Source organism: uncultured Microbulbifer sp. (assembly GCF_947489355.1).
Taxonomy (GTDB): Bacteria; Pseudomonadota; Gammaproteobacteria; order Pseudomonadales; family Cellvibrionaceae; genus Microbulbifer.
In genome coordinates, this window is sequence record NZ_CANLDD010000001.1 from 365399 (window position 1) to 380539 (window position 15141).

At 56.5% G+C, this 15141-nt stretch carries 14 protein-coding genes and 1 pseudogene; 10 read left to right on the forward strand and 5 right to left on the reverse strand.

From position 1 onward, the window contains the following. Window positions 1-81: 81 nt before the first annotated feature. From trkA to def, 4 genes are read right to left on the reverse strand one after another with little or no spacing between them, the layout of a single operon-like run. On the reverse strand, window positions 82-1467 hold the full coding sequence (gene trkA / locus Q1A48_RS01630) for a Trk system potassium transporter TrkA (protein WP_299940268.1): 1386 nt from the start codon (window positions 1465-1467) through the stop codon (window positions 82-84). A gap of 30 nt (window positions 1468-1497) precedes the next feature. Beyond that, the gene (gene rsmB, locus Q1A48_RS01635; protein WP_299940270.1) at window positions 1498-2805 is read right to left on the reverse strand and encodes a 16S rRNA (cytosine(967)-C(5))-methyltransferase RsmB; all 1308 of its coding nucleotides are present in this window, start codon (window positions 2803-2805) and stop codon (window positions 1498-1500) included. Window positions 2806-2807: 2 nt separating this feature from the next. After that, window positions 2808-3755, reverse strand: coding sequence for a methionyl-tRNA formyltransferase (gene fmt / locus Q1A48_RS01640; RefSeq protein ID WP_299940273.1), 948 nt, complete (start codon window positions 3753-3755; stop codon window positions 2808-2810). A gap of 57 nt (window positions 3756-3812) precedes the next feature. Beyond that, on the reverse strand, window positions 3813-4319 hold the full coding sequence (gene def, locus Q1A48_RS01645) for a peptide deformylase (RefSeq protein ID WP_299940275.1): 507 nt from the start codon (window positions 4317-4319) through the stop codon (window positions 3813-3815). Between the two features lie 181 nt (window positions 4320-4500). On the opposite strand from def, the gene Q1A48_RS01650 reads away from it, so the two are divergent. The 10 genes from Q1A48_RS01650 to Q1A48_RS01695 all read left to right on the forward strand — a co-directional run bounded on the left by Q1A48_RS01650 (window position 4501) and on the right by Q1A48_RS01695 (window position 14373). Further along, on the forward strand, window positions 4501-5571 hold the full coding sequence (locus Q1A48_RS01650) for a LysM domain-containing protein (RefSeq protein ID WP_299940280.1): 1071 nt from the start codon (window positions 4501-4503) through the stop codon (window positions 5569-5571). A gap of 79 nt (window positions 5572-5650) precedes the next feature. Further along, on the forward strand, window positions 5651-6802 hold the full coding sequence (gene dprA, locus Q1A48_RS01655) for a DNA-processing protein DprA (protein ID WP_299940282.1): 1152 nt from the start codon (window positions 5651-5653) through the stop codon (window positions 6800-6802). Between the two features lie 485 nt (window positions 6803-7287). Beyond that, entirely contained in the window at window positions 7288-8544 is a 1257-nt protein-coding gene (locus Q1A48_RS01660; RefSeq protein ID WP_299940284.1) for a S41 family peptidase, read from the forward strand. Window positions 8545-9357: 813 nt separating this feature from the next. Further along, window positions 9358-10461 (forward strand): tetratricopeptide repeat protein, encoded by a 1104-nt coding sequence (locus Q1A48_RS01665; protein ID WP_299940287.1) that lies wholly within the window; start codon window positions 9358-9360, stop codon window positions 10459-10461. A gap of 168 nt (window positions 10462-10629) precedes the next feature. Further along, a complete protein-coding gene (purE, locus tag Q1A48_RS01670; protein WP_299940290.1) occupies window positions 10630-11145 on the forward strand; it encodes a 5-(carboxyamino)imidazole ribonucleotide mutase in 516 nt (171 codons plus the stop codon). 13 nt (window positions 11146-11158) lie between these two features. Continuing rightward, a complete protein-coding gene (locus tag Q1A48_RS01675; RefSeq protein WP_299940292.1) occupies window positions 11159-11725 on the forward strand; it encodes an L-threonylcarbamoyladenylate synthase in 567 nt (188 codons plus the stop codon). Between the two features lie 28 nt (window positions 11726-11753). After that, window positions 11754-12659 (forward strand): oxygen-dependent coproporphyrinogen oxidase, encoded by a 906-nt coding sequence (gene hemF / locus Q1A48_RS01680; RefSeq protein WP_299940293.1) that lies wholly within the window; start codon window positions 11754-11756, stop codon window positions 12657-12659. Between the two features lie 17 nt (window positions 12660-12676). Then, window positions 12677-13132 carry a hypothetical protein gene (locus Q1A48_RS01685; protein WP_299940295.1) on the forward strand — a complete coding sequence of 152 codons (456 nt, stop codon included), beginning with the start codon at window positions 12677-12679 and terminating at the stop codon, window positions 13130-13132. Continuing rightward, a complete protein-coding gene (aroE, locus tag Q1A48_RS01690; RefSeq protein WP_299940297.1) occupies window positions 13129-13959 on the forward strand; it encodes a shikimate dehydrogenase in 831 nt (276 codons plus the stop codon). Before Q1A48_RS01685 ends, aroE begins: the two co-directional genes overlap by 4 nt. Before the next feature lie 12 nt (window positions 13960-13971). Further along, a complete protein-coding gene (locus Q1A48_RS01695) occupies window positions 13972-14373 on the forward strand; it encodes a hypothetical protein (protein ID WP_299940299.1) in 402 nt (133 codons plus the stop codon). A 297-nt stretch (window positions 14374-14670) separates the two neighbouring features. Here the strand turns inward: Q1A48_RS01695 and Q1A48_RS01700 are convergent. After that, window positions 14671-14886: pseudogene (locus Q1A48_RS01700) on the reverse strand (hypothetical protein); the annotation flags it as partial. Window positions 14887-15141 lie beyond the last annotated feature (255 nt).

The window sequence follows — 15141 nt, forward strand, 5'->3', positions numbered from 1 at the left end:
ATTCCTGTCAGCCTGTTAACTGTTGTTCTGTTAGAGAGACGGTAAACTCAGTGGCCACCGGATCGATAAAATCTCAGCGACCTAGAAAAAACTGAAGCCCACCTGGAACAATTGTTCCACATGGCGTGTATGGCGGCGGTCCACCAAAAATACGATCACATGGTCGTCGCTCTGTACGATCACATCGTCATGGGCCATCAATACTTCACTGCCATTTTCCGTCTTGCGCACGATGGCACCGATAGAGGCACCCTCGGGCAAGTCGATATCCTCGATTTTACGTCCCACCACTTTGGAGGTACGCTCATCGCCATGGGCAATCACCTCAATGGCCTCGGCGGCACCGCGACGCAGGGAGTGCACATTGACCATATCGCCACGCCTCACATGGGTCAGCAGGGTGCCAATGGTGTTTTGCTGTGGGGAAATCGCGATATCAATTTCACCGCCCTGCACCAAATCCACATAGGCACGATTGTTGATCAGGGTCATCACCTTGCGCGCGCCAAGGCGCTTGGCCAGTAGCGATGACATGATGTTCGCTTCATCATCATTGGTCAGGGCCAGGAAAACATCGGTGTCCTCAATATTTTCCTCCAACAGCAGATCCTGATCCGAGGCGTTGCCGTGGAGGATAATGGTGTGGGACAACTCCTCGGATAAAAATATACAGCGCCCGTGGCTCTGCTCGACAATTTTCACTGAATAGCGGTTTTCAAGTCTGGAGGCCAGGCGCAGGCCGATATTGCCGCCACCGGCGATCACCACCCGTTTGTATCCGTGTTCCAGCCGGCGCAGTTCGCTCATGACCGCGCGGATATCGGCACGCGCGGCGATAAAAAACACCTCGTCGCCGGCCTCGATCACCGTATCCCCCTGGGGGATAATGGGCCGGTTGCGACGGTAGATGGCGGCCACCCGGGTGTCTACCTTGGGCATATGCTCGCGCAGATAGCGCAACTGGTGCCCCACCAGGGGGCCGCCCTGAATGGCCAGCACCGTAACCAGTTGTACGCGGCCATCGGCGAAATCCAGCACCTGTAGCGCGCCCGGGTGCTCCATTAGACGTGCAATATAATCAGAAACCAGCTGCTCGGGGCTAATCAGTACGTCGATGGGGATAGCCTCGGTATTAAACAGCTGTGGGTAGCGCAGGTAGGAGGCAGCGCGCACCCGCGCAATTTTTGTCGTTACGCGGAACAGGGAGTGCGCTATCTGGCAGGCTGCCATATTGGTTTCATCATTATTGGTGACCGCCACCAGGATATCGGTATCCTCTATGCCGGCATCCATAAGCACGTCCGGATGCGAGGCATGGCCCACGACCACACCGATATCAATGCGATCCCGCAACTCGCGCAGGGTTTTCTCGTCGCTGTCCACCAGGACAATATCATTGCGCTCGGAGGCCAGGGCCTCCGCCAGTGAGCCGCCCACCTGGCCGGCGCCGAGAATGACAATCTTCATATCGCATGAAACTCGCGGCTAGCGCCGCTCTTATTCGGCTTTGCTCAACAGAGCGTAGTAGAAACCGTCACCAGCAGCGGTTTGTGGCAACCGCTGCATACCCACCGCCTGCTTTTCACCCCAGAGGCGACCGTTGAACAGTTCCGGGGTATTGTCGCTCGCATCCTTGGTCTCCGCAATGAAGGCGGTGGTCACTTCACTGTTTTCATCGGGCAGTATGGAACAGGTCGCATAAAGGAGACAGCCGCCGGGTTTCAGCAGCGGCCACAGGGCCCGCAGCAAGTTGCCCTGCAACTGTGCCAGCGCGGGGATGTCTTCATCGCGCCGCAACAGCTTGATATCCGGGTTGCGGCGAATCACACCGGTGGCGGAGCAGGGCGCGTCCAGTAGTATGCGGCCGTATTGCCGCCCATCCCACCAGGCACTGGGCCGCGCCACATCGGCGCAGATCAACTGCGCGTCCAGGCCACAGCGGTCGAGATTCTCCGCCACACGGTCGAGGCGTTCCCTGTCGATATCCAGTGCACTCAGTTTAATCGAGGGTTGCTGCTCCAGCAGGTGGCAGCTTTTCCCGCCCGGGGCCGCACAGGCATCCAGCACCCGCTCGTCCGCAAGGAGCGCGAGCAGCGGGGCCGCCAACTGCGCAGACTCGTCCTGCACGCTCACCAGTCCCTCGGCAAATCCCGGCAGCTCGCTCACTGCGACCGGCGCGCTTAGGGTAATACCCACAGGCGAGACAGCACAGGGCCCGGCGCACATACCCGTTTCTGTGAGTTTCTGCAGATAGTCGTCGCGGGAAATTTTCCCGCTGTTAACCCTCAGGGTCATTGGCGGATTGGTATTGTTGGCACGGAAGATGTCCGAAGCCTGTAGAGGCCAGGCGGCCTTGACCCGCTGCAGCAACCAATTGGGGTGCATAGCACTGAATTGCGGGTTGCCGCAGAGCTTTCGCTGCAACGGTTCGCGATTGCGCAGGGCATTGCGCAGCACCCCATTGATCAACCCCGTAGCCCGATCGAGCCCGAGGCTGCGCGCGGCATTGACCGTGGCGGAGATAGCCGCGTGATCGGGGATGCGGGTGTATTCCAACTGGTAAAGCCCCAACAGGATTAGTGCACTGACCAAGGTATCTGAGGATTTTTTACGCAATAATTTGCCCGCGATCAATTGCAGGCGCGGTGCGCTGCGCGCGCTGCCGTAGCAGAGTTCACGCAATAGGGCGCGGTCTCGCTCCCCGATTTGGCCTTCGGCTTTCGGTAACAGTCGTGCCAGGGAGCCGCGCTCCTCCAACAGGGCGGCGACAACCCGGGCTGCTTCCGCGCGTACATCTTTACTCATGCTTATCCCAGCTGCGTACCGGGAGCGAACTGCTGCCGGTAACCTTTTAAAATGTCCGCCGCGGGCAACGCTTTTTTGCCTGGCAGCTGCAACCGTTGCAGGCGCAGAGCCTCGCCACCGCAGGCGACGAGAATACCCCGATCGTCACTGGCGATAATCGTGCCGGGGCGCTTGTTGTGACCGCTGCGTTCAATGTCAGCGCTGTAGATGCGCAGGCGCTGAGCGGCCTTTTTGTCCCGGTAGGTGGTCCAGCAGACCGGAAAGGGGTTGAAAGCGCGGATTTGTCGCTGTAATGCCTCCGCGGGACGCTGCCAGTCGAGATAGGCCTCCTGTTTGCTGATCTTGTTGGCATAGCTCGCTCCGGTATCGTCCTGCGGTTGAGGCTGTGCGTTGCCGCTGTTGAGCTGCGCCAGGGCCTCGAGCAATGCCGGGCCGCCGAGCCCGGCGAGCCTGTCGTGCAGGCTGCCGCCGGTATCCGCCTGCCCAATGACACAGCGGCGCTCCACCAGAACCGGACCCATGTCCAGGCCGGCTTCCATTTGCATAATGGCCACACCACTCTCGCTGTCCCCGGCCTCCACCGCGCGCTGAATAGGGGCGGCACCGCGCCAGCGTGGCAGCAGGGAGGCGTGTACGTTCAGGCATCCCAGGCGCGGGGTGTCCAGTACTGCCTGGGGCAGGATGAGGCCGTAAGCCACCACGACCATGATATCGGCACCCAGCGCCGCCAACACCCGCTGGGTTGCCCCATCGCGCAGGCTCCGCGGTTGGTAGACGGGAATATTGTGCGAGAGCGCCAGCAGTTTGACCGGGCTTGCCAGCAGTTTCTTGCCGCGCCCGGCGGGCCTGTCCGGCTGGGTGTAGACAGCGATGACTGTATGCTCGCTGTGGAGTAGGGCTTGCAGGTGCACGGCGGCAAAATCCGGCGTACCGGCGAAAATAATATTCACTGGCTGGCTCTCAGTTCTGGTGTCAAGGAGGGCCGGCGGGAACGGCCAGGGGCTGTATCAGGCGCGCCGACGCTGGGCTTTTTCCAGCTTGGTGCGGATGCGATTGCGTTTGAGTGGAGAGATGTAATCCACAAACAGCTTGCCGTCCAGATGGTCGACCTCATGCTGGATACACACGGCCAGCAGACCTTCCACTTCCAGGGCAAAGGGATCGCCATTGCGATCCAATGCCTTCACGCGCACCCTGCGCGGGCGCTCGACCGTCTCGAAAAACCCGGGCACCGACAGGCAGCCTTCATCGTACTGATGGATTTCCCGGTCCAGCACCTCAATCTCGGGGTTGATAAAAGCCAGCGATTCGCTGCCATCCTCAGAAATATCCACTACGATGAGGCGTTCGCGCACATTGACCTGGGTGGCCGCGAGGCCAATGCCGGGCGCGGCGTACATAGTCTCAAACATATCATCGAGCAGTTGGCGGTGCGCGTCGGTGACCTCAGGGATGGGTTTAGCAATTTCGCGCAGGCGCGGATCGGGAAATTCCAATATCTCGAGTTTAGCCATAACACCTGTGACAAACTTCTAGTATTCGTTGAATGTGCGCTGATAACATTATGATCGCGCTCACTATTTACCGGGTGGCCCCGATTTTTGCTGGCGCCTAGCGCCCGGGTCCAGCCGCTTTTCCGAGGGAGAGCGGCCCGGCGCTGAGAATTATAGCGATAAAGAGCATAGGAATGCTTCCATGAAACAAATTATCCTCGCCGTCGTCTTGTTGCTGACAGTTACCCACGGCGCCCGGGGGCAGGAGCAGGTACGCCTGAACCCCGACCGACCGGATGCCTATATGGTACAGAAGGGCGATACCCTCTGGGATATCTCCAGTGAATTCCTTGTACAGCCCTGGTACTGGCCGGAGATCTGGCAGGTTAACCCGCAAGTGGAAAACCCGCATCTGATCTACCCCGGTGACGGTCTGCGCCTGGTTTATGTCGACGGACAGCCACAGTTGCAGTTGCAGAGAGGCCCGCGCGCCTATCAGCTTTCGCCGGGGGCGGATGGCAATCGCCTGACAGCGCAGATCCGCCGGGAGGCGGTGGAGGATGCGATCCCGACGATCCCCCTGGATGCGATCAATGCCTTCCTGTCACGCACCCGAATCGTCGAACCGGATGCGTTCGAGGGCATACCCTATATTGTGTCCGGCTCTGACAACCATATCCTCATGGGAGCGGGCGATACCATCTACGCACGCGGCGAATTCGCAGTGCCTCTGGCATCCTATGGTCTCTATCGCCCCGGGCCTGTGTATGTGGACCCGGTCAGCAGGGAGTCCCTGGGCCGCCAGGCACTGGGTGTGGGCGAGGTAGACCTGTTGCAATTGGACCCCGATACCCTGCCCGGCTTTTCCATAGCCACCCTGGGTGTTGCCAATACCGCCCGCGAGATCCGCCTGGAGGATCGCCTGATGCCCGTGGAAGAGCGCGCAATCGATGCGCTCTTCCACCCTAGTGCGCCAGCGGTCGATGTGGATGGCCTGATTGTGGGCGTGGATGAAGGGGTTACCCAGATCGGCAAGCTCGACGTGGTTATCCTCAATTTGGGCGACCGCGATGGCGTGGTTGCGGGCGATGTGTTGGCGGTATATAAGCGCGGCGCTCTGGTGCGGGACCGCTTGGCGGGTGACAGCGTGAAATTGCCGGATGAACGCGCCGGCGAGATGATGATCTTCCGCACCTTCGAAAAGATGAGCCTTGCCCTGATTCTCGAAGCGGACCGCCCTCTCGCAGTGATGGATCTAGTGCGCAACCCCTGAGCCGGGCACGAACCAAATACCCCGGTGGGCCCCTCTGTTTGGTCCACCCTACACTCAAAATCAGCGTATGGTGCGCGGCATGGATGGGTTAACTGCCTGCATGGCCCTACTGCGTCTTGAGGGTGTCGGCCCCGCCCGCTACTGGCAGTTGGTCGAGCACTTCGGCAACCCGCTCGCGGCCCTGCGGCAGCCTCCCAGTGCGCTTCTCAATAAGCTACCCGCCCGCGCACAGTCCCAGTGGCGCGAATTTTCCCGTCTGGAGGCACAGTGCACACTGGCCGCCTGGGCTCAAGAGGAGCGCGCGCGCTGTGTGGATAGCGGGGTGCAGCTTTTATGGCACAGCGATCCCGACTACCCCGCCCTGCTCGCCGAGACCTCCCGACCGCCACCGCTCCTCTATATCCGCGGTGCGCACAAGACCCTAAATTTGCCCCAGATCGCCATTGTCGGTGCGCGCCGGGCCACGACCGTGGGACTGGAGAATGCCTGCGCCTTCGCCGCAGAACTGGCTCGGGCCGGATTTGCCATTACCTCCGGGTTGGCACTGGGCGTCGATGCGGCGGCACACCGGGGAGCTTTACAGGGGGGTGGAACCACATTGGCCGTGCTCGGCAGCGGCGTGGATTGCATCTACCCGCGGCACAATCGGGCCCTTGCCGAAGATATCCTCGCCAATGGTGGCGCACTGATCAGCGAGCTACCTCTCGGCAGCCCGGCCGAAGCCAAAAACTTCCCCCGCCGAAACCGCATCATCAGCGGACTCTCTATGGGCGTGTTGCTGACTGAGGCAACTCTGCGCTCCGGCTCCCTGATCACCGCGCGCCTAGCCCTGGAGCAGAACCGCGAGGTTTTCGCCATCCCCGGTTCCATCCACAACCCCATGGCAAGGGGCTGTCACCAGTTGATCAAGACAGGGGCAACACTGGTGGAAACCAGTGCAGATATTGCCACCCAACTGGGTGGGTTACTGGCCGAGCCGGCAGCAGCGGAGGCGGCCCCCAAAACACTGCCCGACCGGCGCCAGCAGGCTCTGGTGAATGCCCTCACAGGTGGGCCCCGCAGCATAGAGCAACTGGCTCTGGATACCGGGGAAAGCCCCGGGGATCTGATGGGACTATTGTTGCAAATGGAGCTGGAAGGGCTGCTGGAACCATTACCGGGCGGCTATCAACTGACAACCCGCGGAGCTACTTACTATTGTGTGGGAGTATCCACGCCCATGGCAGAGTGAAGACCCGGTCGCCGGCCGATTCCCCTACGGGATCGGCCAATATTCAATGGCCCTTAAACAAGCGGGCCGTCGATCCTTAGAGATAAGCCAAAACGCACTATCTGACCCAGCACACCAGTGCCGGGCAGACGGAACACCCCTGCTCCCGTCCCACGCGAACTCCTGCTATGTCCCGGACGGCCTTTTATGATCTTTTTTGCCGCCATTAAAGTATCAACACCACCTTGCGAAGTTGTTTGTATTTCATTGCAAAATCATTGGCAGAAAACCTGGGAATACAATCCATTACACGCCCTATACAGTCTATTTGTTAGACAATATTATGATCAAAACTCGGGCCAAGGACGGGCCTGGATCATACATATCTCTAGCGGAGACACACGCGACCAACGTACAGAGCCAGCTCAAACAGTACCAATAGAATACTCTAAGCGCCATCCCATACACCCGTTGTTTGAGCACTTGAAAGCCTAAAAGAGAAATAAATGCGAAAACTTGGTTTTTTATTATTAATCACATATTTATTCACTGTTTGTCACTGTGCATACGCCGTGCCAGCTTCCGAGGTCAAGCAGTGGATTGAAGACATCGACTCCTACCGTCAACAATTGGAAGAAAAGCATATCAATCTCTATCACTCTGTCAGCAAAAAAGAATTTGTCTCGGCATTGAGTCGATTCAAAACTTCCCTGGCCGATTTAAATGAACAGCAACTGCTGGTCGAAATGATGCGAATTAGCCGTTTGATAGGAGATGGCCACACACAGCTGGCGTTTTGGGAAACAGATATCGGCTTTTATCCCTTTCGTTTTTTGAATATCAATGGAAATCTTCGCCTCATTGCCAGCAGTGAGGCTTACAGGTACCTGCTGGGTTACAAATTATCTGCTATTGACGATATTCCCATTGATGAGGTAGTCACGCGATTGTCACCAGTCGTCCAAGGCGTGGAGAATGCGCACTCCCTAAAAGTTCGGATCGCATGGCAACTCAATGCTGCACAGATTCTCCGCGGGCTCAGTATTACGGATAAACCTGATCGTGCCAGATTCACTTTTATTGATGACAGTGGACACCAAAAAATAGTTTCTGTAGTACCTGCGTCCCTATCAAAATTCCATAAGAAACTCACTCATTTTCTTTTTCCCAGAAAGATACCCTTTAGTGAGCAAAAAATAACAGCATCTGAAAATCTGTGGATGTCTGCTGATAAAGACACAAAAACTGCCTATATTTATTTTCGAAGATATCCAACCTTTTCGAATATGGAAAATTTTGCGAAGGATGTAAAGGGCTATTTGGAGAACAATAAAATTAAAAATTTGATTATTGATTTGCGCAATAATGGTGGTGGTGACTTCTTTGTTGGTTTGAGAATGGCCTGGCCTCTAGTACTCGTGGACAGCCTCGACTGGGAACACGGCGTATATACCTTAATCGATAACAGCACTTATTCAGCGGCAATGAGCAATGCGGCGCAATACCGACAGCTACTGAATGCCAAGCTGGTGGGGGAGCCGACAGGGGGAAATCCGGTGGGATATCAAGATATGGGCCAGTTTTCTCTGCCGAATTCTGGCTGGACCATTACTTACTCAAAGAGAAGTTATCGGTTTCAGGAAGTCTTCTCGGAGGGCGTACAACCGGATGTCCTGATTGAGCAAGACTGGCCCAGCTATCTAAAAGGGATCGATCAGTCTTTAGCCTGGGTTCTGGATGATATCCGCAAAAAGACAAATTAGAAGCTGGCGTCGATTAACTGGATTTGCCCAAACTTGCCTTGTACTACCGGGTCGGAAGGGAAGCATACCCTCCTCTCGGGACATGCTGTGAATACCTCCCTGTACGCTCGTAATCGGCATCCATGCCTCATACGGTCCCGAGATAAGGGTATTCTTCCCTTCCGCCTTGTTAGTAAGTTGGCGATTTTTAGCAGGATATTGCATCCAAATCAAATTCGTCATTGGTACAGCAACAAAGTCCTATGTTCACCGCAATTTACACTTAGCGCCGCCCAAGGGACTTACACACCCTCTCTGTGTTCATGGCCAGATCTGTCAGCAGTGCAATGATGCCGTCGCTAGGCCTCACTCGTCAAAGGAATCATTTACCACTCCAGCCACTGGCCACAAGCAGTCCGGTTTTATAGCGTTTAAATCTACTTTGATGGCTAGCGGAGCGGGTACAGGCCGGGGCGCAGCGCTGACAGCCAGCTTTTTTAAGTGGCCGTGGTTAAAACTACCTGGCTAGGTTCTTCAGTTCACACTAAATTTTCGACAGTTAAAGGCTTCTGAAAGGCTGAAATTGATGTATTATCATCGTTACTTCAGATGGCCATACCCTACCGGGAGCACGCGTTCTATTCTGGGCGTGAGTCCAGTTACCCGAGAGGATGCTTAAGCAGGATTTGGTTTAGACAGTGACCAGTTAAATTTATGAGAAGACTAATTCAAAAAATAATATTTTCCTCTGTTATAGCAGCGGGACTATCAGCCTGCACAGTTCAGCCCTCTATCGTTGAACACCTTCCACCACAGGCGCTTTCGGAGGAAGCGTTGCTCACTGGCACGGTAATCCTGAGCCGCCCTGTGGCGGAGAAAGATCTGCCAAATATCGACATACTGGCAATCAATCGGGATATGCACCTGCTCCTTGATTCGGTAGATGGGGCTACTAAAAGTGCTCGCCTCAATACCCTGATGGAAAAGTTACAAGATCAGAATTTCACACTGTTATACGATGCCGATGCGACCCTGAATGCATCCACGGTCTTTGTAGAACAGCGCGGAAACTGCATGGCATTTAGTGTCTTTATGGTTGCGATGGCGCGCGAGTTAGGGATAAACGCTCAGTTTAATGAGGTACTTGTCCCAGAAACCTGGTCTCTTAAAAATAAACAGACATATGTCTACCAGCATATCAATGTTATTGCCGATCTCGACATCGAGCAGCGGATGCTGGATTTCAATTTTGTTGAATATCAACCGATCTATCGGCAGACAACCTTAGAAGACACGGATGCATTCGCCAGATTCTACAGCAATTTATCGATGGATTTTCTCTCCGATCAGAAATATACGGATGCATTCCTGTATATTCGCAAAGCTCTAGCACTGTCCCCACAGTCGGCGGACCTCTGGAATAATCTCGGGGCGGTCTATCGCGCTGCCGGTCATCCAGATCACGCAGCAAGCGCCTACAAGGTTTCCCTTGTTATAGATGGCACCAATACGATGGCCTTAAGTAATTTGGAGAGGATACTCACAGAGGAGGGGGACTGGCAATCGACAAACATTATTTCCGAGCACCTACAGCGCTATCGGGAGCAAAACCCCTACTATTGGTACGGTAATGCCCTGGCTGCCTACAAGCAGGGACACTATGAACTCGCTATCGATGATATCAAAGCTGCAATCTCCCTGGAAAAGAATGACCACAGATTCCACTTCCTTCTGGGGTTGTTACGTTTCAAGTCGGGAAATTACGGCTACCGGGGGCACTTTCAACAGGCTCTGACTCTATCTGTAGCTGATCGAGATCAAGGGCGTTATCGGCAAAAGCTGGAAATTCTGGGCCTGGAAGACATACGGCCGACGCGCCAGCACAAAGCAGCGCGTTTTTGGGATAGAAGAAATTGGTGGTCGAGGCTCGTCCGGTAGAAGACGATCCCGCACCTGACTCTGGTAGGAGAGCGCTGGGTGGGCTCAGGGTTTGCTGCTGGCTGATTTTCCCTCCCTTGGGTACCGCAAAGGGCAACAGCTTGTGCCCCGCCACGCAATCCGCTAGATTGCCCGGCTCCCCCCACTTCAACAGTAAAGAGAGTTGCAATGAGCAAGCCTTTTGTAGTGATCCTGATGGGTTCAGACTCCGATCTGCCCGTGATGGAGGCCGCTTTCGGCGTTTTGGACAAGTTCGGCATTTCCTTCGAGGTAAAAATCACCTCCGCCCACCGCACGCCGCAAGCCACTCACGACTACGTGACCGACGCCGACAAGCGCGGTTGCGCCGCCTTTATCTGTGCCGCCGGTATGGCTGCTCACCTCGCTGGCGCGGTTTCCGCCACCACACTCAAGCCAGTGATTGGCGTGCCTATCAACGCTTCTCTGGACGGCCTGGATGCGCTACTGTCAACGGTGCAGATGCCGGGCGGTATTCCGGTGGCAACGGTGGCCATCGGCAAAGCCGGTGCCAAAAACGCCGCTTATCTGGCTGCACAGATTATCGGCACAAGCGATGCAAAAATGCACCAGAAGCTGGTCGATGAACGCCGCGCGAACGCTGAAGCCATCGTGGCCAGGGATGCACAGCTGCAAAAAGATCTGCAGCAACGCAAAGCCAAGTGACCCCAGCGCGGCTATGACCTATTCCCCCTTTGCTGTCGCACAGGCCGCCCGCACCCTGGCAGCAGGGGGTGTTATTGCCCACCCCACCGAATCCGTGTGGGGCCTTGCCTGTGACCCCTATAATTTGCAGGCGGTGAGGCGTTTGCTGCGCCTGAAGCGCCGCCCGCTGGAAAAAGGGTTGATCCTGGTCTCCGGGGAAATAGATAGCTTCGGAGACTTCCTGGCGACGCTTAGCGATGATCAGCGGCGACAATTGCGCGATACCTGGCCGGGCCCTGTGACCTGGCTGGTGCCGCATTTTAATCGCATACCCTACTGGATCTGCGGCGCCCACACCTCAGTGGCACTGCGCTGCACTAGCCATCCCTTTACCGCGGCGTTAACACACGCCTTTGGCGGCGCCATTGTCTCCACCTCAGCCAATCCAATGGGATGTCAGCCAGCCCGAGAAAAACACCAGGTGCTGCGCTACTTTGGCAACGACCTCGATTTTGTCGGCGGTGGCGCTACCGGCGGCGGCAGCGCGCCCAGTGAGATCCGCGACTTGCTCAGCGGTAAGATAATGAGACCCGGCGCTTGATCGCCCAACAGCTACCCGGTGTATGCCCATGAAAGAAATCGATACCAAGGCCGTCAGATCTTACCTGTTTGAGCTGCAGGATCGTATTTGCAATGCCCTCGGCCGGGAAGATGGCTGCGGGTTTCGCGAAGATGCATGGGAGAGACCCGAGGGGGGCGGTGGCAGAACCCGCGTGCTGGAGGAGGGCAACCTGATAGAAAAGGGCGGTGTAAACTTTTCCCACGTCTATGGCGACGGCCTGCCACCTTCTGCCACAGCCAGTCGCCCGGAACTGGCCGGCTGCACTTATGAGGCCATGGGCGTTTCCCTGGTGATCCACCCGCACAATCCCTATGTGCCTACCAGCCATGCCAACGTGCGTCTGTTCGTCGCCAGAAAACCCGGTTTCGCACCAATATGGTGGTTTGGCGGAGGCTATGATCTAACCCCCTATTACGGTTTTGAAGAGGATGTAGTGCATTGGCACACCACCGCCAAACAGGCCTGCGAACCGTTTGGACAGGAGATCTACCCAAGCTTCAAACAGTGGTGTGATCAGTATTTCTACCTCAAGCACCGCGCAGAAGCGCGCGGGGTGGGTGGGCTTTTTTACGATGACTTCAACGCGGGGGGGTTCGATAACGCCTTCGCACTGACGCGCGCAGTGGGCGACAGTTACCTGGAAGCCTACCTGCCGATCGTGCAAATGCGCAGGACTACAAGCTACGGCGAGCGGGAACGGGATTTCCAACTGTACCGCCGCGGTCGCTATGTGGAGTTCAATCTGGTCTTTGATCGCGGCACCCTGTTTGGTTTGCAGTCCGGCGGGCGCACCGAGTCGATCCTGATGTCACTGCCTTCATTGGTGCGCTGGAAGTACGCCTGGCATCCGGAACCGGGCTCCGCTGAGGAAAAGCTTTATACCGACTTCCTGCCCCACAGAGACTGGGCCTGAGCAGAGCATTGGCCACAATGGAGGCTCACCGTGCAGCAGGCGCGACTGGAAAATATCAACGCCCTGTTTCTCGATTACTGGTCGAAACCGGCAATGTGGAGGAGATCGCAGACTTTTACCAGTTTCCCCTGCATTATTACCGCGAGAATGGTGACAAACTGGTCATCCGCCGCAGTGCTTTTGTACAGCAGGTAAACAAATTGCTGAAAGCCTATCGCCGTGTGGCCGTCAGCCAGATCCTGGGCACGGTCACGGAGGTCCTGGCGCTGAACAACTTTACCAGCCTTGCCAGTGTGCGCTGGACGCTGCTGCATCAGCAGGATAATACCCGGATGGGTGAACTCTACAGCTCCCAAACCCGCTACCTGATTACGGAAACAGAGCCGAGCCTGAAAGTTGACGGGCTGTTTATTGTCGATGAAAGCGCCAAAATTCGCGAAGCGGTAAGAGCGCGCAAGAGGCCACTGTCGTGAGCGATCACTACGCCGTGGTGGGCAACCCTATAGCGCACTCCCTGTCCCCGCAAATTCACCGCGCCTTCGCCGCGCAAACCGGCGAAGACCTGCTCTATCGCAAACTCCTTGCGCCATTGGACGCATTCGCAGAATGCGCGCGCACCTTTTTTGCTGAAGGGGGGCGCGGCCTCAATATCACACTGCCCTTCAAGCTCGAAGCCCGCGATCTGGCCAATCAACTCACCGCACGTGCCGCCGCGGCTGGGGCGGTCAATACCTTACTCTGTCAAGAGGATGGCCGGTTGCTCGGTGACAACACCGATGGCGCAGGGCTGGTCGCCGACATCTGTCGCAACCTGGGCTGGGTGATTCGCGACAAACAGGTATTGCTTATAGGCGCCGGCGGGGCCGCGCGCGGGGCCCTGCTGTCCCTGCTGGCTGAACAGCCAGCGCACCTGCACCTGGCCAACCGCACTGTGGCCAAAGCCGAGCAACTCGCGGATGATTTCTCCCACTACAGCGTCCTGAGCGGTGGGGGCTTACAGGGGCTGCGCGGTCACTTCGATCTGGTAATCAATGCCAGCTCCGCCAGTCTGGACAATGCACTGCCCGCCCTGCCGGAACAGCTCTTCACCGCCGGCGGCAAAGCCTACGACATGGTGTATGCCGCCGGGCCAACGCCCTTCGTGCACTGGGCCCGCGCCCAAGGAGTGCCGGCTAGCGATGGCCTGGGTATGCTGGTGGGCCAGGCTGCGGAATCGTTTTATCTGTGGCGCGGGGTGTATCCGCAGGTCGCACCGGTTTTGACGCGGTTGCGCCGAGGGCTGGGTAAAAAAAATAACTAGAGGACCTTGTTTGTGCGGGAATTTCTACGCAACCTCTCCCTGTGTTTCGCCGTGGGCTGTTTTGGTGGTCTCTGCTATGCACTGGGCCTCTGGGCCATGGGACACTACGGCTTTACCCATTGGCTGGGGGTGGACCTGGCTCCACGCCTTAACAGCGCCTATTTGTACCAGCGCATTGTGTGGGGCGGCCTCTGTGGCCTGCTGTTGATGCTGCCATGGCGCAGTGCCTGGCTGTTGCGGGGCATTGCGCTTTCGCTTGTGCCAGCGGGTTTGCTGCTGCTGTATCTGCTGCCTCAGCGGGGTTATGACTACGGTGCCTTTATGCTGGGATATATGACCCCGGTGGTTATTATGCTCGCGTGCGCCCTGGGCGGCATTGCAGCCTCTGCGCTGCTGCGCCTGCAGGGAAAATAGCAGGCCGAAGCACGCTGCATTGCTGCCCTAACCGACTGGCAAACCTGCTTCTATTCACTCGACGCTCACTTTAAGTATCCCTTTGCTTCATGCCGACCCCTTATGCTTCGCGCACTCTCTCTGAGAAAGGTGTAGGTAGGCATTTTACCTTTTTGCCCAGCCATATAGGGCGTGGCACGCCGCCCCTTAACGACCTTTTTCTCCGTATAAGACTGGGCTGGTTTTAGGGCTGTGCAAGGTGTCCCGGCGAACCGGCTGGATTTTCTGTCTCCATTTGTTTATACGTTAAAAACGTAACTATTCAGCAGATTCCTGCTGATACTTGAACTTTTCGAGTATAAAGTCTGGCCAGCTTTCATTGAAGAGCAGGGTCAAGGCCTCGCTGGGTTCAACAGTGCTTTTCTGGCAGGTTATCAGATAGGAGCGAACAAGACAGAAAGCTCTGGCGCCATCTTTCGAGCGGAAGCAACCGGAGATCTTTTGCTTAACCTTGGTCATACAAAGATCCCGCTCACTTAGTCGTAGTGACAGCTGCAGGTCACGGCGTCGACGATTTTTACAAATATTTAGCAACCAACAAATCAAATGGCCCATAGAAGTTTCCTCACCCAGTGAATTCACTAGCTACGATACTCCGTCGCCTCAATTGTGTTGGGGCTGAGTCTCCGGGCCAGACAGTGCCCTCATAAATTTATCGCGCGATCTACCCTTCGTGAGCTAATCGTTTTGCCAATGGCAGGGTGTTTTGCAGATATTCGGCCTGCTCCT

Coding starts and splice junctions, on each gene's coding strand:
- trkA (WP_299940268.1), bottom strand. CDS start 1,467: ATGAAGATTGTCATTCTCGGCGCCGGCCAGGTGGGCGGCTCACTGGCG.
- rsmB (WP_299940270.1), bottom strand. CDS start 2,805: ATGAGTAAAGATGTACGCGCGGAAGCAGCCCGGGTTGTCGCCGCCCTG.
- def (WP_299940275.1), bottom strand. CDS start 4,319: ATGGCTAAACTCGAGATATTGGAATTTCCCGATCCGCGCCTGCGCGAA.
- Q1A48_RS01650 (WP_299940280.1), top strand. CDS start 4,501: ATGAAACAAATTATCCTCGCCGTCGTCTTGTTGCTGACAGTTACCCAC.
- dprA (WP_299940282.1), top strand. CDS start 5,651: ATGGATGGGTTAACTGCCTGCATGGCCCTACTGCGTCTTGAGGGTGTC.
- Q1A48_RS01660 (WP_299940284.1), top strand. CDS start 7,288: ATGCGAAAACTTGGTTTTTTATTATTAATCACATATTTATTCACTGTT.
- purE (WP_299940290.1), top strand. CDS start 10,630: ATGAGCAAGCCTTTTGTAGTGATCCTGATGGGTTCAGACTCCGATCTG.
- Q1A48_RS01675 (WP_299940292.1), top strand. CDS start 11,159: ATGACCTATTCCCCCTTTGCTGTCGCACAGGCCGCCCGCACCCTGGCA.
- hemF (WP_299940293.1), top strand. CDS start 11,754: ATGAAAGAAATCGATACCAAGGCCGTCAGATCTTACCTGTTTGAGCTG.
- Q1A48_RS01685 (WP_299940295.1), top strand. CDS start 12,677: ATGGAGGCTCACCGTGCAGCAGGCGCGACTGGAAAATATCAACGCCCT.